At 35.0% G+C, this 22540-nt stretch carries 16 protein-coding genes; 6 read left to right on the top strand and 10 right to left on the bottom strand.

The window, feature by feature from the left end:
• Nucleotides 1-133: 133 nt before the first annotated feature.
• From AAT17_RS06225 to AAT17_RS06215, 3 genes are all read left to right on the top strand, one after another.
• Entirely contained in the window at nucleotides 134-2860 is a 2727-nt protein-coding gene (locus AAT17_RS06225; protein WP_172792946.1) for a TonB-dependent receptor, read from the top strand.
• Between the two features lie 90 nt (nucleotides 2861-2950).
• Nucleotides 2951-4099, top strand: a complete 1149-nt coding sequence (locus AAT17_RS06220) for a hypothetical protein (RefSeq protein WP_042276251.1) — start codon at nucleotides 2951-2953, stop codon at nucleotides 4097-4099.
• A gap of 183 nt (nucleotides 4100-4282) precedes the next feature.
• The gene (locus AAT17_RS06215; protein WP_042276250.1) at nucleotides 4283-6538 is read left to right on the top strand and encodes an inorganic phosphate transporter; all 2256 of its coding nucleotides are present in this window, start codon (nucleotides 4283-4285) and stop codon (nucleotides 6536-6538) included.
• 309 nt (nucleotides 6539-6847) lie between these two features.
• Here AAT17_RS06215 and AAT17_RS06210 read toward each other — a convergent pair whose 3' ends face one another.
• The 4 genes from AAT17_RS06210 to AAT17_RS06195 are packed head-to-tail and all read right to left on the bottom strand — an operon-like array spanning nucleotide 6848 to nucleotide 13369.
• The gene (locus tag AAT17_RS06210; protein ID WP_060523308.1) at nucleotides 6848-10213 is read right to left on the bottom strand and encodes an efflux RND transporter permease subunit; all 3366 of its coding nucleotides are present in this window, start codon (nucleotides 10211-10213) and stop codon (nucleotides 6848-6850) included.
• A 2-nt stretch (nucleotides 10214-10215) separates the two neighbouring features.
• Nucleotides 10216-11367 carry an efflux RND transporter periplasmic adaptor subunit gene (locus AAT17_RS06205; RefSeq protein WP_060525024.1) on the bottom strand — a complete coding sequence of 384 codons (1152 nt, stop codon included), beginning with the start codon at nucleotides 11365-11367 and terminating at the stop codon, nucleotides 10216-10218.
• A 28-nt stretch (nucleotides 11368-11395) separates the two neighbouring features.
• Nucleotides 11396-12751: a TolC family protein gene (locus tag AAT17_RS06200; RefSeq protein WP_060523307.1), complete on the bottom strand. Its 1356-nt coding sequence runs from the start codon at nucleotides 12749-12751 to the stop codon at nucleotides 11396-11398.
• Nucleotides 12752-13369 carry a TetR/AcrR family transcriptional regulator gene (locus AAT17_RS06195; protein WP_042276244.1) on the bottom strand — a complete coding sequence of 206 codons (618 nt, stop codon included), beginning with the start codon at nucleotides 13367-13369 and terminating at the stop codon, nucleotides 12752-12754.
• A 138-nt stretch (nucleotides 13370-13507) separates the two neighbouring features.
• Here AAT17_RS06195 and AAT17_RS06190 point away from each other — a divergent pair, with 138 nt between their 5' ends.
• Entirely contained in the window at nucleotides 13508-14491 is a 984-nt protein-coding gene (locus tag AAT17_RS06190) for a polyprenyl synthetase family protein (RefSeq protein WP_060523306.1), read from the top strand.
• On the opposite strand, the gene AAT17_RS06185 is transcribed toward AAT17_RS06190, so the two are convergent.
• From AAT17_RS06185 to AAT17_RS06170, 4 genes are all read right to left on the bottom strand, one after another.
• On the bottom strand, nucleotides 14488-16116 hold the full coding sequence (locus AAT17_RS06185; protein WP_060523305.1) for an ATP-dependent DNA ligase: 1629 nt from the start codon (nucleotides 16114-16116) through the stop codon (nucleotides 14488-14490). The genes AAT17_RS06190 and AAT17_RS06185 overlap by 4 nt on opposite strands.
• Complete coding sequence (locus AAT17_RS06180) at nucleotides 16113-17147, bottom strand: ligase-associated DNA damage response exonuclease (RefSeq protein ID WP_060523304.1); 1035 nt, start codon at nucleotides 17145-17147, stop codon at nucleotides 16113-16115. Before AAT17_RS06180 ends, AAT17_RS06185 begins: the two co-directional genes overlap by 4 nt.
• A 36-nt stretch (nucleotides 17148-17183) precedes the next feature.
• The gene (locus tag AAT17_RS06175; protein ID WP_060523303.1) at nucleotides 17184-17726 is read right to left on the bottom strand and encodes a hypothetical protein; all 543 of its coding nucleotides are present in this window, start codon (nucleotides 17724-17726) and stop codon (nucleotides 17184-17186) included.
• Nucleotides 17727-17805: 79 nt separating this feature from the next.
• Complete coding sequence (locus tag AAT17_RS06170) at nucleotides 17806-18861, bottom strand: hypothetical protein (RefSeq protein WP_060523302.1); 1056 nt, start codon at nucleotides 18859-18861, stop codon at nucleotides 17806-17808.
• A 288-nt stretch (nucleotides 18862-19149) separates the two neighbouring features.
• Here AAT17_RS06170 and AAT17_RS06165 point away from each other — a divergent pair, with 288 nt between their 5' ends.
• On the top strand, nucleotides 19150-20103 hold the full coding sequence (locus tag AAT17_RS06165; RefSeq protein WP_060523301.1) for an NAD-dependent epimerase/dehydratase family protein: 954 nt from the start codon (nucleotides 19150-19152) through the stop codon (nucleotides 20101-20103).
• 40 nt (nucleotides 20104-20143) lie between these two features.
• Entirely contained in the window at nucleotides 20144-20572 is a 429-nt protein-coding gene (locus AAT17_RS06160; protein ID WP_042276229.1) for a TerB family tellurite resistance protein, read from the top strand.
• A 1-nt stretch (nucleotide 20573) separates the two neighbouring features.
• On the opposite strand, the gene AAT17_RS06155 is transcribed toward AAT17_RS06160, so the two are convergent.
• Both AAT17_RS06155 and AAT17_RS06150 read right to left on the bottom strand, forming a co-directional pair.
• Nucleotides 20574-22061: a response regulator gene (locus AAT17_RS06155; RefSeq protein WP_060523300.1), complete on the bottom strand. Its 1488-nt coding sequence runs from the start codon at nucleotides 22059-22061 to the stop codon at nucleotides 20574-20576.
• Nucleotides 22058-22540: a Rab family GTPase gene (locus AAT17_RS06150; RefSeq protein ID WP_042276225.1), complete on the bottom strand. Its 483-nt coding sequence runs from the start codon at nucleotides 22538-22540 to the stop codon at nucleotides 22058-22060. The genes AAT17_RS06155 and AAT17_RS06150 overlap by 4 nt, the downstream gene beginning before the upstream one ends.

Here is a 22540-nt window from a genome sequence, read left to right as displayed (position 1 = left end):
AATGTTTTGAATGATTTGGTGATTACAATTTGAAATTTACTATTTCTTAACGTAAGAATCTATTAAAGTTAATGTTGAGGTAACCTTTGTACACGTGTATCCTTAGTTCTTTTGCAAGATGAAATTTAATGTAATGAAAAAGTATTTTTTATTTAGCTTTTTACTTGTAAGCGCCTTATTATCAGCCCAATCTGGTAAGGTAGCAGGATTAGTAACCGACGCTGATTTTGAGAACGAACCACTTGCCTTTGCTTCTGTAGCGTTAAAGGGAACTTCTTTAGGTGCACAGACTGATATGGATGGAAATTACAGTATTACAGCACCAGTAGGAACTTACACTGTAATTTTTACGTATGTAGGTATGCAAACAGTCGAAATCGAAAATATTGAGGTTAAGGCTGGATTTACTACTACAGTAAATACTCCTATGACAGCTAAAGCGGACCAGCTTACTGAAATCCAAATTACTGTTGCAAAAACAAGAGAGAGTGAAGAGGCTCTTATTCAGGAAAAGAAAAATTCGGTAACTATTGTACAGTCGATAGGTGCAGAGGAGCTATCTAAAAAAGGGGTAAGTGATGCAGAAGGCGCAGTTACTAAAGTAAGTGGTGTAAGTAAGCAATCTGGTGTGAAAAATGTTTTTGTACGTGGATTAGGTGATCGCTATAACTCAACTACTCTTAATGGTTTGCCATTACCATCTGATGATCCAGAATATAAAAATATTTCATTGGATTTCTTTGGGTCAGATTTGTTAGAAACAGTTGATATAAATAAAGTATATACTTCAAACATCACTGGTGACAACGCAGGTGCTAATATTAATATAGATTTAAAAGGTTTGTCCGGTCGCAAAGCATTTGGATTTGGTCTTTCTACTGGTGTGAACTCTCAAACTGTTGGAGAGGATTTTAAGAGTATCGATGGCGAGGGATATTTTGGGTTCAGTGATTCTAATATTCCAGTAAATAACCTTGCCGTATACGGATTTGAAAATAATCTTGCTCCTAACACGAACAGTTTTGCTCCTAATGTAGGCTTCTCTGTAATGGGAGGAAGAAGAATTGATATAGGTGATAATTATTTAAATGTATATGGATTATTGACCTTTGATAATGGTTATAGATTTTTAGAAAGAGAAGTAAAAAACACTACTAGTAATGGTTCTTTATTTTTTGATGTAGAAGGTCAAAATTATAATTATGATACCCAACAGATAGGAATGGTAAACTTGGATTATCGAATGGGTAAAAATAATATTGAATTCATTTCTCTTTACATCCATAAAAACACACAAAGTTTTCAGGAGTACGAAGGTATAAACAACCCAGAACAAGATGGTGATAGAGTTTATATCAATAGACAGCAAACTAATGATAACAATCTTTTCGTTAATCAATTGTTGGGAAGGTTTGATCTGTCTGAAAAGCTTGAATTAAAAGTTAAGGGAAGTTTTAATGCCATAAGAGGAAGTGAACCTGATCGTCGCGATTTTCAATATCTTTTCCGAGATGGATTCTATAGTCCAGACGTTGATTCTGGTGGAAATAATCAACGTTATTTTAGTGAACTTCAAGAGAATGATTATAATGCTACAGTGAAGTTAAAATACAATTTGAACAAGGATATAGATAATGATCTATTAAATTATATCGAATTGGGTGGAGACTACCGCAATACACATCACGTGTTTAAAGCAACTGTTTTCAATCATACTTTTAACACACGTGTTGCCGTTGATATCAACAATCCAGATTCAGTATACAATCAACCATCTTTGACTGCTGGTGTTTTTAGACTAGAGACTGGGCGTGGTAGTGCTATCAATCCAGAAGCATTTACTCCTTTCTTCTATATAGGAGATAAGTCTACAATTGCAGGAAATTTAAATTATGTTAAGGCGTTCAACGAAAAGTTCTTGATTAACGTAGGTGGTAGATTTGAAAATATTAATCAAGAAGTTGAATACAATACCAACATTGCACGTAGCTCAATAAATGGTCCTTCTGAAATTAATGAAAGCTTCTTCTTACCGAGTTTGGGTGTTAAATACACCATTAATGAAGAGAATATCGTTAGACTAGGAGCTAGTCAAACTTACATGTTGCCTAGGTTTAAGGAGATTGCTCCTTTTAGATATGATGGAGTTCAGTTTGCTATTCAAGGTAATCCAGATCTAGAAATATCTAACATTATCAACCTAGATGTAGCATATGAATTTTACCCTTCAAAAGGTGAATTAATCTCATTGACTGGTTTTTATAAGAATATCTCAGACCCAGTTTCACGAGTTGAGATTCCATCTGCAGGAAATACTTTAACGTATTTAAATGTAGGTGAAAAAGCAACAGTTTTAGGTATTGAGCTTGAAGCTAAAAAAGATTTTGTGACTAAGGAGATGACTACCCTTAATGATGTAGTAAGAGAATCTAAACTATCTGGAGGAATTACTGCTTCTTATATCAATAGTAAGCAAGATCTAGATAATCCACTAGCACAATTTTCTGAGGATTCAACTGAATTACAAGGAGCTGCACCATTTTTGATTAATGCAGATATTAATTATAACACATTCATAGGAACTAGCAACCTAAATACAGCTTTAGTTTTCAGTTACTTCAGTGATAGAGTATACTCTGTGGGAACAAGAGGATTTGAAAACATTACAGAAAAAGGAGTTCCAACATTGGATTTTGTAAGTAGTTTAAAATTAGGTGATAATAGTAAAATATCCCTTAAAGCAAGAAACCTGCTTAATCCAAAGATTCAATTAGAACGTGATGGTGAATTAGGTAACGTTGTGTTAAGCAATTATAAACGTGGAGTTGACATTAGCCTAGGTTATAGCTACCAATTTTAAAAGTTTGATAAAGTTTAGATAACATTAATCGTATAATAACGATTCATATTTGCACAACTAAATTTTTTAAAATTAACTAACACGATTACAATGAAAAAAGCAATCTTATCTTTATTAACTGTTGCAGCACTTACTTTCACATCTTGTGAAACTGATGATGATGTAAATGGTGGTGGAAACGGTAACAACAACGACCTAAATCTTTCTGGAAACTTAACTGAAGACAGAACACTAACTGCAGGTAACGCATACGTATTAAACGGCCCATTGTTTGTGAAAAATGGTGCTACATTAACAATAGAAGAAGGAACTACTATTACAGCTCAGGCTGGTGGTACTGATGTTTACTTACTAGTAGAAAGAGGTGGAAGAATCATTGCAGATGGTAGCCCATCAGCTCCTATACGCTTTACAGCTAGCTCACAAGCTCCTGCTGCTTGGGGTGGAGTTATCATAAATGGTAACGCATGGATTTCAGGACAAAACCCAGCTGGACAAAACGAAGCTGGTACCGAGGTTAACACTGGTGTATTATTTGGTGGAAATAATGATACTGAAGATTCAGGTATCCTTGATCACGTGATAATTGAATATACAGGAGCACGTATTGATGGTAGTGCAGAACATAATGGACTTACATTAAATGGTGTAGGATCTGGAACAACTTTGTCTAACATCTGGATTAAAGATGGTGATGATGATGCAATTGAATTCTTTGGTGGTTCTGTAAACGCTTCAAACATTTTTGTACTTAATGCAAAAGATGACATGTTCGATTTCACACAAGGTTATAGAGGTACTTGTACAAACTTATATGGTGTACGTGAGCCTGGTTATACAGCTGTTACTTCAGACCCACGTGGTATCGAGGCAGATGGTAACCTAGACGGTAACTCACCAACTGACAACGTACAATCAGACTTCACTGTTCAAGATATTACAATAATCAACAGTGGTAACAATGTAGAATTCTCAGATCTTATTAAAGTAAGAAGAGGAGCAACTGCAACTATCAACAATGCATTGGCATCTGTTACTGGTACTGCTACAGCTTCTGACTTTATTGATTTAGAAGATAGTAGAGGTGATTCTACTAGCGCTACTGTGGTTAACGCTACTGCTGGTGGTAATGCTGATGGTACAGACGTTAAGAATGCTCCTGGAGCTACGGTAAATGTTTCAGCTTCAAATACAGGTGCTGATGCTTCAGTATTTGCTTGGACTGGTTATTCTTTCTAATAAGAAACAACACTATAGATAAATGAAAGAACCGCACAAGTGCGGTTCTTTTTTATTTAAATGATTTTAGTTTGGTTCGCTTTCGCGAAAGCGTAATGAATCTCTCCTCAATATAAATAACGATTAGATAACATTGTAAAGGATTTTTTTAACGACTTTTGCGGGTCGAAAATTTGTATATAGATGCCAGATATTTATCTAATAATGCTCATCATTCTAGCAGGTCTAGCGATAACCGATCTAGTGGTAGGTGTGAGTAATGACGCTGTAAACTTCTTAAACAGTGCTATAGGTTCCAAGGCGATCAACTTTAAAACCATCATGATTATTGCGAGTGTGGGAATTGCTTTTGGAGCTCTTTCTTCCAGTGGAATGATGGAAGTTGCTCGTAAAGGAATATTCATTCCATCTCAATTTGATTTTAGTGAGGTGATGATCATTTTCATGGCGGTAATGATAACCGATGTACTGTTGTTAGATTTTTTCAATACGATGGGATTGCCTACTTCTACAACAGTTTCTATTGTTTTTGAACTTTTAGGCGCAGCGGTTTGCATGTCTTTGATCAAAATCTCTCAAGTTGGAGAAGAATCCTTTCTAGATCTCGGTAAGTACATTGAATCAGACAAGGCACTTCAGATAATCATGGGAATCTTGTTGTCGGTCGTCATCGCCTTTACTATTGGAGCACTGGTGCAGTTTATTTCACGTTTAATGCTCACCTTTGACTACCGTAAAAGGCCAGCTTTTTTTGCTGGAATTTTTGGTGGTTTATCACTTACTAGCTTGTTTTACTTTATCATAGTAAAAGGTCTTAAAGGAGCTGATCTAGGTATGGTAGGCGAGCTAATAGCAACAACTAGCGTTTCCAAGATTATTACGATTTCGGCTATTTTCTGGACCTTGTTCAGTTTTGTTTATGTCATTCTACTTAAAAAGGATATCTACAAACTAATAATAATCATGGGAACCTTTGGTCTTGCCATGGCTTTTGCAGGTAATGATTTAGTAAACTTTATTGGTGTGCCTATTGGTGCTTATCAAGCTTATGAATACGCTATCACACAGCCTGGAGATGTTTCTGGTGTCGCAATGGATTTTCTAGGGAACAAATTACCTTCTAACAAGTGGTTGTTAGTAGTGGCTGGTGTGATAATGGTAGCAACTCTATGGTTCTCATCAAAAGCCCAAGCGGTTGTTAAAACCTCAGTTGATCTTGCTAGACAAGATACAGGTACTGAACGATTCAAAGCTAATGCTTTATCAAGATTTTTAGTACGTTATTCATTAAGAGCTGCAGAAGGAATTCAGGCAATTTTACCAGAAAAAACATCAAATTATATATCATCCAGGTTTGAAAAAGTGGCGGAACTTGATGTAGTACCTAAACACGAGGATAAGCCCGCATTTGACTATGTGCGTGCTAGTGTGAACTTAATGGTGGCAGCTATTTTAATCTCGGTTGCTACTTCTTACAAATTGCCTTTATCTACTACCTATGTAACGTTTATGGTTGCGATGGGAACTTCTCTTGCTGATCGCGCATGGGGTACTGAAAGTGCTGTTTATAGAATAGCAGGTGTTATTAATGTTATAGGCGGTTGGTTCTTTACAGCTTTTAGTGCTTTTACAGCTGCTGCGATAATGGCCTACTTAATTTATATAACTAATAACTACGCCATATTTCCATTAATTATATTGGCTGTGTTATTGCTATACCGTAGTTATTTAGCTCATAAAAAATCTGTTACTAAAATTAAAGAGACTGATGAGCTTAAAAAGGCAGAAAGTAAAACCATTCAAGGTATTATTCACGAGAGTTCTGATAATGTTTCAATGGTGTTTAAGCGATCAAAACGTATTTATAATAATACTCTAGAAGGTTTGATGTCTCAAGATTTAAGTGTTCTTAAATCTTCTAAAAAGGAAAGTAATAAGCTAGGTGAAGAAATAGACGATCTTAGGAATAATATTTTCTATTTTATAAAGAATCTTGATGAACAGAATCTAGGAGCAAGTAAATTTTACATTGAAGTTTTAGGACATCTACAAGATATGACTCAGTCTTTGGACTTAATTACAAAGAATAGTACTAGACATATTAGTAATAATCACAAGAGTTTGAAGTTCAATCAAATGAAAGATCTGAAAGAGGTTATTACTGAAGTGAGTCAAATACTTAGAAAAGCAGAACAGACTTTTAAGAACAAAGAGTTTTCATCACTTGATGAAATTATTAGATCAAAACGTGAATTGCTTGCATTAGTCGATGCAAAAATCGATAGACAGGTTAAACGTACTAAGGATGATGAGCAATCTCCTAAGAATACTACTTTATATTTTAGCCTTTTGTTAGAAACTAGGGACTTGATTGAAACAACCATGCAAGTAGTAGAAGAGTATTATATACAGTACGATAAAAAAGTGGACTTAGAATAAAAGGATGACATCCTTTAATGTAATAAAGCTCTGTACATTCTACAGAGCTTTTTTTATACTTGTTAGTTGATATTAGCAGATCTATTTATTTCTTCAGAACAACATTTATTTATCATTCAAATTAAAATTTACAGCTTACCTGTAAAGCCTCAAATGAATGTTATTGTTTGAGAAGTTTTCTTTTAGGTCAAACGTATTACTCTTGCATATGTGTCAATAACATATAGTGTATATATAATTCCTACTTAAATAAAAAGAGCCCGATTAGGGAATCGGGCTCGTAGTAACGACAAATGAAATAGGGGAAATCTAAGTCGCTACTTGTACTTCAGATGACTTTTTATTGTTGCGCCAGTTGTAAATTCTGATCTTGATTCTATGTACCATGTACAATAGGATAGGAACTATAACTAGGGTTAAAAAAGTTGCAAAAATTAGACCGTAAATAACAGTCCAAGCTAATGGTCCCCAGAATATTACGTTGTCACCACCAATGAAAATTTGTGGGTCAAATTCAGTAAATAACGTAAAGAAATTAATGTTTAATCCAATCGCAAGAGGAATAAGTCCTAGAACTGTAGTGATGGCAGTTAATATAACTGGTCTAAGCCTAGCCTTTCCTCCTTTAACTATAGCTTCAAACATTTCATTTTTAGGAAGAATTTCATCGTCACCAAGTTCTAATTTCTCACTGCGTCTTAATTTAAGTAAGTCTATATAATCGATAAGCACCACACCGTTATTTACCACGATACCTGCAAGTGAAATTATTCCCATCATTGTCATTAAAATAACAAAAGGATCTCCCGTTATAATCAACCCTAAGAAAACACCAATAAAGCTTAAGAAGATGGCGATCATGATAATAGTAGGTTTAGATATAGATCCAAATTGAAATACTAAAATCAAGAAGATCAAGAATAAACCACCGAATAGAGCACTCATTAAAAATGCCATCTCTTTTTCTTGTTCTTCAATTTGCCCTGTATAGTCAACTTTAATACCATTTGGAATCGTAAAGTCGACCATCTCTAATTTTATTGATTCTACTACGGCTCCAGCATCGGTGAAACCTGGTTTAAGAGCAGAGTATACTGTAACCACACGTTTTGCATCCTTATGCTTAATAGCACTAAAGCTAGAAGTATTACGTTGTTTGGCAATAGCACTTACTGGTATTTCTTTTACCTGTCCTGTTACCATATCTCTAAAGGTTATTCTTTGATTAAAGATCGCACTACGATCATAGCGTTGATCTTCGTTAAACCTTACATTGATGTCGTAATCTTCACCGTCTTTTTTATAGATTCCCGCTTTTTCACCAAACACTGCTCTTCTAAGCTGCATTCCTACCTGGCTATTGCTTATTCCTAATTCACCAGCTTTTTCACGATCAACTTCAACAATCATTGAAGGTTTACTTTTATTTACATCAACCTTTAATTGATCAACTCCAGCAACATTTCTGGTGTTGAGGAATTTTACCATTTGTTCTGCTGTTGATATAAGCTCACCGTAATCAGGACCTTCTAATTCTATATTCACAGGATATCCTTGTGGTGGTCCATTTGCATCTTTTTCTACTGAAATAGCAACTCCAGGGAACCTACCTTCCAGAGTTTCTTGAACTTTTTTACGTAAAACTTCACTATCTCTTAATTCTCCATCTTTTCCTTCACGAAATTTATATTCACGCATACTCGCGGTGATTTTACCCTTATGAGGCATCTCTGCCGAGCTACCACCGTCTGTTTGAGGATTACCAGCTCCCATTCCTACTTGAGAAACAGCGCTTTCTACAAGTACGTTTCTTCCGTCTTTCATATAGAAATCATCGTTGATCACTTCATAGACCACTTCTTCAATTTCTTTGGTAATACTGTTTGTTTTTTCAATTGAAGTTCCTTGAGGATATTCTATGTAAACAATAATTTGATTAGGCTTATTATCTGGAAAAAATTCAATTTTAGTTCTTCCAGATGCAACAGACCACCCAAAATATGCCATTAAAATTCCCACAAACATAACCGCCATACCAATCATAAAGATGTATGGTTTTATACCGCTTAATGCAAATCTTAAAAATCGCTCATATAGATTATCTAACCATACTAAAAACGTGCGTTGGAATCCACGAGTAAGAGGTTTGATAGCAAACTTATATAGCCAAAATAAAACCGCTACAAGTATCATTAAAGAACCTAAACCAGATACAGGTCCACCTACTAATAAGATAAATATTCCTAGAGGAACCATGATAGCGGTTAGGTATATTAAGGATTTTACTGACAGGTTGCGGTCATCAATTTCCATGAATTTTGAAACTAGCATGGAGTTAAAGAATATTGCGACAAACAAGGAACTTCCTAAAACTATAGAAAGAGTAATTGGGAAGTAAATCATAAACTGTCCCATTAAACCTGGCCATAAACCTAATGGAACAAATGCCGCAACTGTAGTTAGAGTAGAAATAATAATTGGAATGGCGATTTCACCTACTCCTTTTTTTGCAGCTTCGATACGTGACATGCCTTCTTCATCCATCAACCTATAAACATTCTCAACAACCACAATACCATTGTCAACAAGCATTCCTAGCCCCATAATCATAGCAAATAATATCATTGTGTTTAAGGTGTAACCTAATAGGCTGATAATGGCAAAGGACATGAACATAGACATAGGTATTGCAAAACCAACGAACAAGGCATTTCTAAACCCTAAGAAGAACATTAAAACACCTACCACCAGTAGAATACCAAAAATGATATTATTAACTAGGTCATCTACTTGATTAAGTGTCTTGCTAGATAAATCATTAGTCACAGTGATTTCTAGGTCAGAAGGCAATGCGCCGGAATCCTGAGACTCCTTAATTACCTCACGTATATTATCTGCCGCAATAATCATGTTTTTACCAGAACGTTTCTTTACGTCTAGCATTACTACCTGATCACCTGATTCCCTTGCAAATGTGTTTTTGTCTTCTTCTTCAAATTTGATGGTAGCTACATCCCTTAGGTAAATAGGTCCATTTTCATTTTTGACTACAAAATTTTCTAATTCTTTAGGGTTGTCGATTTCTCCTATAATTCTAATAGTACGTCGTTGACCACTCGATTTTAAATTACCAGCACTTACGGTTGCATTTCCTCCTCTTACCGTATTTAAGATATTATCAAAACTTACCTTGGCTGCTGTCATTTTATATATATCAACAGCAATCTCTACTTCAAGATCTTGTGCACCGCGTATGTCTACTTGTTTAATTTGCTCTATATCTTCAATTTCACCAGCAGATTCTTGGTCTACCTCGTCTTTCACACGTTGTTTAGCAGCTTCTACAGCTATATCATCATCAAATTCAACAATGATTATTGAATAGTCCTCTTGAGATGTAGATTCAGTTTCTGTTACGCCACTAATATTTTTGAGCTTATCCTCTAAGGGATCGGTAATTAATCGTTCAACGTCCTCAGCCGTATTTCCAGGCCAAACACTTGAGATGTAAATTTTTGTTTCTTTAATTTCTGGAAAATCTTCCCTAGGCATGCTGTTGTAAGCATTTAATCCTAGAAAGAAGATTATTACCATCATGACATAAACAACAACACTGTTGTCAATTGCCCAAGATGAGAGTTTAAACTCTTTGTCACTGTTTTTCTTATTTGACATACTTATGAGTTTATAATATTAATTTCTTGATCTGGTTTTACACTACGAGCACCTTCAGTGATGATTTCATCACCAGGTTCAAGACCGCTTAGGATCTCGATATAATCACCAGAAGCTTTCCCTGTTGTTACCTCACGTCTTTTTGCAATTAATCCGTTTTCGCCTTGAGCGGTAACCATCACATATTGATCACCATCTTGATTCTCGTTTATTACATTAAGAGGAACTAAAATCGCATTTTTAGAGGTGTAATCATTTATACGCAGTTTTGCTGTAAGATTAGGTTTGATGTTACCAGATTTATTGTCAACAGGAACCTCTATAGAAAATGAGCGATTTGACGGGTTAATATAATTACTTGTTTGTCTTATTTTACTCTTAACGGTCTCACCCAAAACTGGGAATTCAACTATAACATCAGTATTTTTATTAATTGCGGTCAAGTAAGTTTCTGGAACGTCTACTTTAAGATACATGTCCTTAAGACTTACTAATCGGAATAGAGGCATACCTGGACTCACCACATTTCCTTGTTCTGTAATGACGTCGTCAATAGTTCCTGAAAAAGGTGCTGTTACTACTGTTTTGGCAAGTTGTTGTTGCATTGCGTTTATTGAGCGCTCTTGAGCTTCATAATTAGCTTTTGATTGCAGATATTGAATCTCTGAACCTATGTTTTGTTCCCAAAGGCGTTTTTGACGCTCATAGGTAGTTTTAGCCAGTTGAGCTTGTACCTTCATTTGTTCTAGGTTTTGAGCGGCACCACCATCGTCAATCCTAGCTAGTCGTTGACCTTTTGACACTTGCTGTCCTTCTTTTACATAAACTTGGGTAAGTAATCCAGCTGTCTCAGGCATTACAGTGATGTTTTGTTTAGTATCAACACTACCTTGCAGTTCTACATAATGATTAAATAGGGTGTCTTTTAACACCATAGTACTTACTTGTGCTTTAATTGCCTCGCCTTTACTCTTTTTTTCATAAGCTTCAATTTTAGCAATCGTTTTTTCTATAGTCTCTTTTTGTTTTTTTAATTCAGATTTTTTTGTTGCAAGAGCTTGTTTGTCTCCAGCAGCAATTAATTCTTCAGCGGTTTTTTCTCCACCACAAGAAATCAGAAATAAAGCAACTGCTATGGTTAAAATATGTTTCATGATAGGATAATTATTAGGATGGGTGTTTTTATTTAAATTTAGGTGTATTAAGTAGTGTTTCAATGTTTACTTTTTCTTGAATAACACGGTACATGCTATTAAGATATTCTGACTGAGTACTGTACAACTGTGTTTGTGCTTGTCTTAATTCAAAGCTAGTAGCAATACCTTCTTTAAACTTTACCGAGTTTTTGTTCTCTATACGCTCAGCAAGGGATAAATTATCTTTTGTAGTTTGATATGTGTCAATTGCTAGTTGATAGTTGTTTACAGCTGTTTGATAATTGAGGTTTAATTCCTGCTCAGTTCGTTCAAGATCGGTAAGTGCTTGTTCCCACGCAATTTTTGTTCTGTCTTGAGCAGCTTTACGACCAAAGGAACTGAATATAGGGACTTGAATGCTTACTCCAGCCACACTCTGTTGAAACCAAGGCTGATCACTATTAAAGAACACGAATTCATCATCAAAAGTTTGAGTACCGTAGTTTACAAATCCTGAAACGGTAGGAAGTGATTTTGCTCGTTCTAGTTTCCATTCCAATCGACGCTGTTCAGAAAAATTTAATGCAATTTGATAATCGACATTTTCTTCTAGAGTTAGGGAAGATTGTGTGATACTAGGATCTAAGTGTTGTTTTGTTAAGGATTCTAGGTCATCGGTCAGGCTTATTTGTTCAGATAAATCAATCCCTAAAGATAATTTAAGCATGTCCATTGCAATATCTGCTTGACGTCTAGCATTTGCTAGCTGATTCTCAATTTGTGCTAGTGTGATTTGTAGTTGTTCAACACTTTCTTCCTCGGTAAGGCCATTTTTAAAAATCTCTTGCGTTTCTTTTAAGTTACTGTCTAGATTGTCCCTATTACGAGTTAGGATGGCAACGTTTTCTTGTGCTAGTAAGACACCACCGTAGGCGTTTATAATACCTTTACGTACTTCTAGTTTAGTCTTGTTATCTGCATTTTTTGAGTAATCCAAAAATGTTTTAGAAGCCTCGAGCGCCACAAGGTAACTTCCATCAAATATTAATTGTGATAAAGTGGCTGTTAAGTTCATAGATTGTTTTGGCGCAAACACAACAGGCACAAAAGTTCCTGGCTGTCCACCTACAACCTCACCAGGTAATGGAGTTACAGGTTGTTTTAATTGATTGGTGTAATCAACTGATCCATTAATTTGTGGTAGTCCCGTAGCTGTGGTTTCCCATTTTTGCTTCAATGCTTTGGCGACCTCTCGTTGTGCATTAATTGCTTGGTAATTGTTTTCTAAACCATAGTCTATCGCTTCTTGTAGACTGAAGGTGTCTGGAACGGTTTGTTGTGAGTACGCTTTCGCGAAAGCGAGACCCATAAAAGCCATTATATATAGAACAGATTTATTCATTTAATCGTGATTAGAATTTATGATTTGGTTTAATATTTGTCTTCCTTTAGGAGTTAGGATTCCTCGTAAGTGATATTCTAGATAATCGTCATATAAATCATTTACGGGAAATTCGTTTGTTGGAAATATGGAAATGTCTTTTATCCCTTGCATTCCAATAAAATATATGCGAGCGATGAAATCAGGATTTACATTATTTCTATACACTCCTAGTTTGATACCGTTATTCACATTTTTTTTGATACAAGAATCCATGTAGTGAAATTTGATATCGTGCACCGGTTTGTAAGCCTCGGGATAGTATCGCTGTAATTGATGAATAGAGCTAGTTTGATCTCCTTTCATTTCTTCCATTACAAAACGTTTTACAGCATAGAGCTCCTCGATAGGTTTGTCTTCATATTGCTCTATAATATTATCCACACCATCACAAATGGTATTACACATATGAAGTGATGCGTGAGCTACAAGTTCTTGTTTGTTTTTAAAATGGGTATAAAGAGTTTTTTTACTCATACCCAATTTTGCTGCGATGTCATCCATAGTTACACTCTTAAAACCTAGTGTAAGGAACATCTCTAGCGATTTTTTGATAATTTGATCTTTCAATTGCGACATTTTCCTGCTTCTGTTTCAGCGTGCAAATATACCTATTGGAAACTTTGAAAACAAAAATAGTTTCCTAAGTTTTACATTTGTTTAACATGTAGGAAACATTTTTATCAACTACTTGCCGGTCTGTCTTATTTTTACAGCATGAAATCACTAGAACAGTTAAGAGAAGTTTTTCTAAAACATTTAAAATCAACTATAAATCATAACGAGCCTAAAGGATTGTACGATCCTGTTCACTACATTCTAGATTTAGGAGGAAAGCGATTAAGACCATTGCTCACCTTATTAAGTGCACAAATGTATGGTGAGAGTATTGATAAGGCTCTTAATGCGGCACTGGCTGTTGAGGTGTTTCATAATTTTACCTTGTTGCACGATGATATAATGGATCAGGCAGATTTAAGACGTGGTAACCCTACTGTTCATAAAAAATGGGATGAAAACACAGGTATTTTAAGTGGTGATGCCATGTTAATTATAGCTTATCAACTATTTGATGAGTACGATGCAGGTACTTTTAAGCAACTCACTACATTATTCTCTCAAACCGCACTAGAGGTTTGTGAAGGTCAACAATTTGATGTGGATTTTGAGAGTAGGGATGATGTTACGATTGCTGAATATATGAACATGATTAAGTTAAAAACATCAGTTCTAGTAGGATGTGCGTTACAAATGGGAGCTATTATCGCTGGAAAAAATGAAGAGGAACAACAAAAGGTTTACGACTATGGAATAAACCTAGGATTAGCTTTTCAATTAATGGATGATTATCTAGACGCATTTGGTGATCCAGCAACTTTTGGGAAAGAAGTTGGTGGTGATATACGAGAGAATAAAAAGACGTATCTATACTTAAAAAGTATAGAGAACCTAGAGCATACTCACGATTTAAAAACATGGTTTGCTGTTAATCATCTAGACATGACCATGGATGAGATCGATGATAAAAAAGAACAAGTTAAGGTTCATTTTGAAAAAAGTGGTGGAGCGCAAGCCACTCTAGAGGCTATAAAATCTTACACTGAAAAGGCTTTACAAGATATTAAAGGTCTTGATATTCCAGAACAAGCAAAAGAGGAACTTACCAATTTCAGTCTAAAACTTATGGGTAGAGTAAGTTAAATCAAATCTCCATCTTTTGGAATAAGAGCTTTGAGGTCCTCGATCGTATTTGCTTGGTCAATGGTTTTGTCATGTCGCCATCGTAAAATCCTAGGAAACCTTGTAGCTACACCCGATTTATGTCTTTTACTAGGAGCGATTCCTTCAAAAGCAATTTCAAAAACATGATGCGGCGTTACACTGCGCACTGGACCAAATCGTTCCAATGTGTTTTTCTTAATCCACGCGTCTACCTTCCTAAACTCGGCATCTGTAAGGCCAGAGTAGGCCTTGGCAAAAGTGACTAATTCACCATTATCCCATAGAGCAAAGGTATAGTCTGTAAACAGGTTTGCACGCCTACCATGTCCTCGCATTGCATATGTGAGAACAGCGTCAATACTATAAGGGTCGGTTTTCCATTTCCACCAATCACCTTTTTTTCGGCCTACTTGATAAGGACTTTTTTTATGTTTGATCATAAGACCTTCACTTTTTCGCTTTCGCGAAAGCGCACGCTCTTCACCCATTTCACCCCAAGTTGAAAAGCTCATAGTTTCAGAAAGTAATAAAGGAAAATCAGAATCAGGTTCTTGTATACTAGCTTTTTTTCTAGTTTCTAAAACAAGTTGGTCTAAAAGAGCGCGACGTTCCTCAAATGGTTGATCTCTAATGTCTTTACCTTGCCATTCTAGCAGGTCATAGGCGACTATAACAACGGGAACATCTTGTAACAATTTTTTACCTATAGTTTTACGACCAATCCTTGTTTGGAGGTCGTTAAAATTTAGTATTTCTCCATTTTTATAAGGTAAAATCTCACCATCGATAACTGTCCCGTTGGGAATGTATTCTACGAAAGATTGAAATTCGGGATATTTATCCGTCACTAATTCCTCACCTCGTGACCAAATAAATATTTCGTCGCTACGTACAATGGTTTGGGATCTTATTCCATCCCACTTATGCTCGGCACTCCATTGGGTAACATCTCCTAGGTCCTCAATATCACCTTCAATTGCATAAGCTAGATAGAAAGGATAAGGCTTTCCTCTTCTAGCTACTTCATTGTCCTCAAAAATCAATTCATTGTAGGTGGTATTTTCTCCTGTCCAACTGCCCATTAATTTATGAGCAAGAATATCCTTGTCAATATTTGTGGCATTTGAAAGAGCTCTTGTCATCAACTTTTGTGAGACTCCGATTCTAAAACCGCCGGTCATTATCTTGTTAAAAACAAATCGTTCATAATAATTAAGGCCTAGCCAGTTTTCTTTTAAATAAGCTTTTTTTTCATCATCGGTTTTTTTTCTCAATTCGATTAGTTCTTTGATTACTGTAGATAAGCTTTTGTCTGTGCTGTTGTTTGAACTAGGTAAAATGAGGGCGATGGTTTCGGCTAGGTCACCTACGATGTGGTAGGATTCTTCAAATAGCCAGCTAGGGATGCCGCTTATTTCAGTAGCCCATTCTCTTAACTGAGTTGTGTTTACTGGTCTTTTAGGTCTTCTGTGAGAAAGAATAGCGATAGTCCATAGTTTATCTTGCTCTGGAGCATTTTTAAAATATTCGGTGAGCGCTTGAACTTTAAGATTAGTCTTATTAGTTCCATCTATGGTTCTTATGAGTTCGGCAAACTGTTTCATGTGTTACTGGTATTAGTGGATAAATCCTCTTGTTCATTAAGGTTTTCTCCTTCATACTGTGTGCGTTCTGAAATAGCGTTCAACCCTTTTTCTTCTCTTAAGTATCTAGCAAAAATCTCTTGATAACCGTGCGTTGTTATTACATTTTCACATCTAGTAGCTTCAATAGAGGATAGCAATCCATCCCAATCACAATGATCAGAAAGTACAAATCCTTTATCTATAGCTCTTCTTCTTCTCGCTCCTCTGAATGTCATCCATCCACTAGCACTTGCAGTTGCATACGGGACTAATTTTCTCATCCATGATGACCCATGAGCACTAGGTGGAGCAATGACAATATTTCCTATGAGTTCCTCTTTTTTTGTTTCTCTGGTAATTAACGTGAATTCAGGAAAGTTGATTAACTCTTTAAGAACTTCTGTCATTTTGAAAACAGCACCATGACAATAAATTTTCATTTGAGAAGTGTCTAGATGCTTAATGAGTCTTTGAGCTTTGCCTAACGAATAAGCAAATAGAACTGATGTTTTACCTTCTTTGTTATTTTGAGAACACCATGTATTGATGTCATGCATAACATCTTTTTGATCACGCCATTTAAATGCTGGTAATCCAAAGGTGCATTCTGTTATAAAAGTGTTGCAACGAATGGGCTCATATGGCACGGAAATACCATCATTTTCTGTTTTATAATCACCAGTAAAAACCCATACTTCGCCTTTGTGTTCAACTCTTATTTGGGATGAGCCAGGAATATGGCCAGCTGGATGAAAGGAAAAGGTAACACCATTTATATTAAATGACTCGTCATAATTAACACCACTTGCGTTAATTTCTCCCAAGCGATGTTTGATAATCGGTAAATTATCTAAATGAGTAATATACCTTTTATTTCCCCATCTTGAATGATCTGCATGACCATGTGTGATTAAAGCCTTGTCAACAGGTTTCCATGGGTCTAGATACACATTTGCCGCAGAGCAATATATGCCGCGTTCTGTAAATTTTAATAATGGTTCCCTGCTCATGTTATTTTCATTTAAAGCCGGGCTGGTAGATGTTATTTATCCTGGTAGATTATTGTCAAGTGAATCTGTTCCCGGTTGTTTTGCTTGATTTATGATTTTCAAGTCTTCTAGCGTTTCTTGTTTTATTTTATCATAAATGTTTATTTTTTCATTTATGATTATGGTCAACATATCCCATGATTCAATTAGGTCAGCGTGTTTTTTAACTAGAATATTATCATCCACGTTGGAATAGTTTATATAACTATTGTAAATACCTGCACGAGTAATAACTAGTTTAATTCTGCTAACTACTTCCTGACTGTTTAACTCTTCTGGTATATCTTTTGAAAGATCTTGGGCTGCATCATATAAGTTTTGAGCTGCCACAGGTGTATGGTCTAAATTTTCTAATAGATTTTTAAATCTTTCATAATTAGACCAAGCGATAACTTCTTGTTGTGCTTTACCAATAAGTTGCATTTTACTTTGCGCAAAAGTCAACGCACTAGGATCTGTTTTGGTAACTGCGACTGCTTGTTCTTCCTTTTTACAAGAAAATAGAACAAAAAATATTAGTAGTATAGGAAAGTCTTTCATTATTACAAAGATGCTAATATTGCTAGAATAAAAAAACCGCACAATAAAGTGCGGTTTTACATTGCTTCCCACTAATTAATTAGTCATTCATTTCTTCATTATACTCTTCACGAGCTTCTTTCAACCTTTGTGACATAGGTTCATCAGTGTCGTTCAATTCCTCTAAATATTCTTCAATAGCATCTCTACGATTCTCGTCATACTTTTTACGAGCTTTCAACATTTCTTTGTTTAAGTCATAAAGAGCCTCATCAATTTCTTCTAAATTTTCAAGATTTTCATCTAAAGTAGCTGTGGCTTTTTCATCTTGATATTCTTTCATTTCTTTTTGAACATCTTCTACAGCATCCATAACATCATCTACTTTTAAGTACTCAGGCATGTTGTTAAGCATTGAATTAAAATCCGTAACTAGTGTTTGAGCATAAGTAATTTTCTGGTCTTCTTGTGCATTCATCATATTCATACGGTCCGTTTTCACTGTCTCGTAATCATTAAAATCTACAATCGTTATTACACCTTCATCATCATAGTTTACATTACTCACAAAGTCTGCATAGTTTGCAAGCTCTTCATCCTCATAACCGTCAAATCTCAATCTGGCATCTACAATTTCATCATTTAAATCTTCTACAGCTTCTTGAATATCCTCGATGTGATCTTTAATTGTACTTTCTTTTGTTGATTCATCCTCAAGATCTGCAACTAATTTTTTCATTGCTTTCTCGACATCATCAACTTCCTTCATGATAACATTAGTTTTCAAGTAAGCTGGCATTTCTTCTACAAAGGTTTGAAACGCTTGATATGCATTTTCACTATTCATTTCATCACGTACATTAGGTGATGTTGATAGGTTTTTTACCTGATTTTGTAATTCTCCATAGGCTGTAAAATTTGAAATATTCACGCTCCCATCGTCCATAACTTGGACATTTGTTTTCATGTCTTGGGCCATGCTTTCTGCCTCATTCTCTGTATAGCTTACGTTTTCTCTTGATACATCTCCTATATCATTGTAAGCCTGTTGCATTTCGTTACCAGCATCTTCTACTAGTTCTTCCGTATTTTTCTTTTCATTATTACAAGCAACCATGGCAGCGGCTACAATTAAACTTATTCCAATCTTTTTCATAATATTATTTTTTGTTTGAAATAAAAGTACAGTCTCATCTCAACTATTTTATATAATGAAATAATAATGCATTTTGGTTTTTAATTAAATTGTGTTAATAGTTAACAAAGTTTGTAATTCTGTTAGGTTATTATTAGATGTTTTGTTAAAAAATGGAGCTTTTTCTACTTCGCTTTCGCGAAAGCGGAATTAAATCTTACATAAGATTGATAATTTCTTATTTATTTACCTATTCGTTAAGTAATCTGATAAGCTGGTGCAATTATATTTGCGCAAACGTTATAATTCATGGCAACAAAGATTTTAGTAATAGGAGCCTGTGGTCAAATAGGTAGTGAGTTAACGACAAAACTACGTGAACTGCACGGTGCTGAAGCGGTAATAGCTAGCGATATAAGAGAAGGAGATAAAGAAATGATGGAGGCAGGTCCTTTTGAAGTTCTTGATGCTACCGATGCTGATGCAGTAGAGGATATTTGTGCACATTATGAAGTAACAGATGTCTATTTAATGGCCGCAATGTTGAGTGCAACTGCCGAAAAATATCCTTCTAAAGCCTGGAATCTAAATATGGATAGTTTATTTAATGTCCTAGATCTAGGTAAAGAAGGTAAAATAGAGAAAATCTTTTGGCCTAGTAGTATTGCAGTTTTTGGACCTACTACACCAAAAGACAATACACCACAAAAAACAGTAATGGAACCTAGTACTGTATATGGTATAAGTAAGCAAACTGGGGAACGCTGGTGCGAATACTATCATCACAAATATGGTGTAGATGTTAGATCCATACGTTACCCAGGATTAATATCCTGGAAGACAATGCCTGGTGGAGGAACTACTGATTATGCCATTGAAATTTTTCATGATGCCATCAACAAAGGAGAATATACGTGTTTTTTAAAAGAAGATACTGCACTACCTATGATGTATATGGATGATGCTATCAAAGCGACAGTTGATATAATGCATGTGCCTGGTGATAAAATTAAGGATCGTTCAAGTTACAATTTGAGCGCAATGAGTTTTACACCACAACAAATTGCTCAAGAAATTAAGAAACATATTCCAGAATTTGAAATAGCGTACGAACCAGATTTCAGGCAATCCATTGCTGATAGCTGGCCAGCATCAATAAATGATAAAGAGGCGCGTGAAGATTGGGGCTGGGAACACCATTTTGATTTAGAAAATATGGTTAAGGAAATGATAGCTCATCTTCCTAAAAAATCTTATTTCTAGAGTTTAAGATATAAGTATATTTGTAGCCTAAATTTAATCTATGTCATTTTCAAGTTTATTTGAATCAGGAGAATCTACTAGAAATAAAAGCCATTTAGCTTCATTAGTAAATATTGCAATTACAAACGGTGTAATCTCTGATGAGGAATTAGTTATACTGGGACGTATTAAAACTAAATTGAGTATAGCAGATTCTGATTTTGAGGCTATTATAAAAAATCCATCTAAATACCCAATTAATCCGCCTACTACAAATGAGGAGCGCATTCAATGGCTACACGATCTTTTTAAAGTTGTCTTTGCCGATCATAGCATGGACGAGGATGAGCACAGATTACTAAAAAGATATGCAACAGCCATAGGATACAATGATGCCGATGCTGAATATCTAGTAAAGCGCAGTATCGAAATTTTCTCAGGACATCTAGCACTTGAAGATTATCGATACCTTTTAAATAAAGACAGGTAGTCTAAATAAATTTTTTAATCTTCAAGTTGCTGTAAACGGATTCTAATAATTCGTCGTCAGTATATGGTTTTTGAACCACTTGTTTGAATCCAGATTTCTTAAATTCCGATATTCGCTTTTTGTCAGTTTCTGTCGTAAGAGCGATTACCGGGATTTTTTTATTGTGATCGTTAGCAAACTCTTTAATCATGTTAAGGAGTTCAATCGCGTCTACTTGAGATAGACTTGATGACATTAAAATAAGGTCATAGTCCTTGTTTTCAACGGCGTTTAATAAATCTCTAGGATCAGAAAATACTATTGTATTAAAGTTCTTTTCATTTACTAGAACTTTAATGGCTGTGTATTGTGTAATTCCGTTGTCCTCTGCAATAATAATTTTTGCTTTTTCAGAAAACGTCGGCTTTGTTGGAGATTCAGTTGGAGCTGCTTTAGGAATATCAACATTCAAAGGAACTTTCACTCTCAAATTTGCTACTTGTACACTATTGCCTGATTCGTCTTTTTCGATATACAGACTACCACTGTAAACATCTAGAAGTTCTTTGGCTATTGAGAATCCCAAACCTTTAATCTGAATGTCACTAGAGAGTTCAGGAAGATTATTAGACGCTACCGTTTCTGGAATAACACCTTCTCCGGAAATTTTAAATCGTAAACTTGCTTTACTAGCACGTCGTTGATTTTCTTTAACGGTTAAAACTATGTTTTCTCCATTATTAAAATAAATTGCGTTTTCTATAAGGTTTGTCAATATTTGATCTAACCTACGCTTATCTATTTCAATGTATTCAGGTACTTGAGATCCTACTTTTAAGGAAAATGAAAATCCTAAATTGGATGCTTTGGTTGTGTATTTAAACTTAAAATTCTCAAGATATTCTATAAAATTGATTGTTTCTGGATTGAGCTCAATCTGATTTCTTTTAAGAAAAGACAACTCAATAATATCTTCAAGAATCTTCTTTAAATTTTCACTTTGTTCATAGATAGCTTCTACAAGTTTATTTTGCTCTAGCGGCAAATCACTTTTCACTAGCATAGATGAAAACGCACTTATCAGTGTAAGCGGTGACTTCATCTCGTGAGAAAAGTTTGAAATAAATTTGTTTTTGAAGGAGGCAGCCTCCTCTAACATATCATTTTTAAGTTCTAGAACTTCATTAAATATGTAAGACTCATTTCTTTTTTGAGCAATTTCTTGTAGTCTAGAATAAAATACGCTGTTATCTACAAGCTGAATCGTTCTATTTGAAGCATTCTTACTGAAGCTTATGTCTAAAAGTTTGTCATGTATTTCAACACAGTTTAGTTTTTTTTCCTCTGATTCAAAGTATAAATCAACCTGTGTAAAAAAAGGATGGAATTGCTCTATGCTACTTCCTTCCTTTAGATTAAAAATAATATCGTTTGATGAAATTACTTGAAAGTTCTCATCAAGGACAATTATTTGTGAATTTTGGGGATTGATGTCTAGGTGCGGTGTCATGTAAGCATCATTTTTGTGATTCTTTCAAACATTCGCTGCACATTATTACCTTCTTTGGCACTTACCAAAATATCTAAAAAATCAAATTCATCTTTCTTTTCGGCCATCATACCTTTAGGGATTAGGTCAGACTTATTTCCGACCTTTAAGATAGGGGTTTTTTGATATTTATTTTGAAGAAAGTTTAAATGTTCATCAACTTTACTAAAAGTTTTTGGTCTACTAATATCTGCTACATATATAAACCCATGAGTTCCAAGTAGGTATGCAGGTCTCACTTCTTCAATATCATCTGTTCCTTCTGTATCCCAAATGATAAGATTAACATCATTATCATTTAAATTAAGTTGTTTTTTCATGATATGGACACCTATAGTAACTTTATAGTCCTCAGAAAACTGATCTTCTACAAACCTTCTTATCAGGGATGTTTTACCAACTCCAAAACTTCCTACTATTACAATTTTTTTTGATACCAT

Origin of the sequence: Nonlabens sp. MIC269, assembly GCF_001430865.1 — a bacterium.
Taxonomy (GTDB): Bacteria; Bacteroidota; Bacteroidia; order Flavobacteriales; family Flavobacteriaceae; genus Nonlabens; species Nonlabens tegetincola.
The sequence above is the reverse complement of the archived record's forward strand: the minus strand, read 5'-3'. Positions and strand labels throughout refer to the sequence as shown.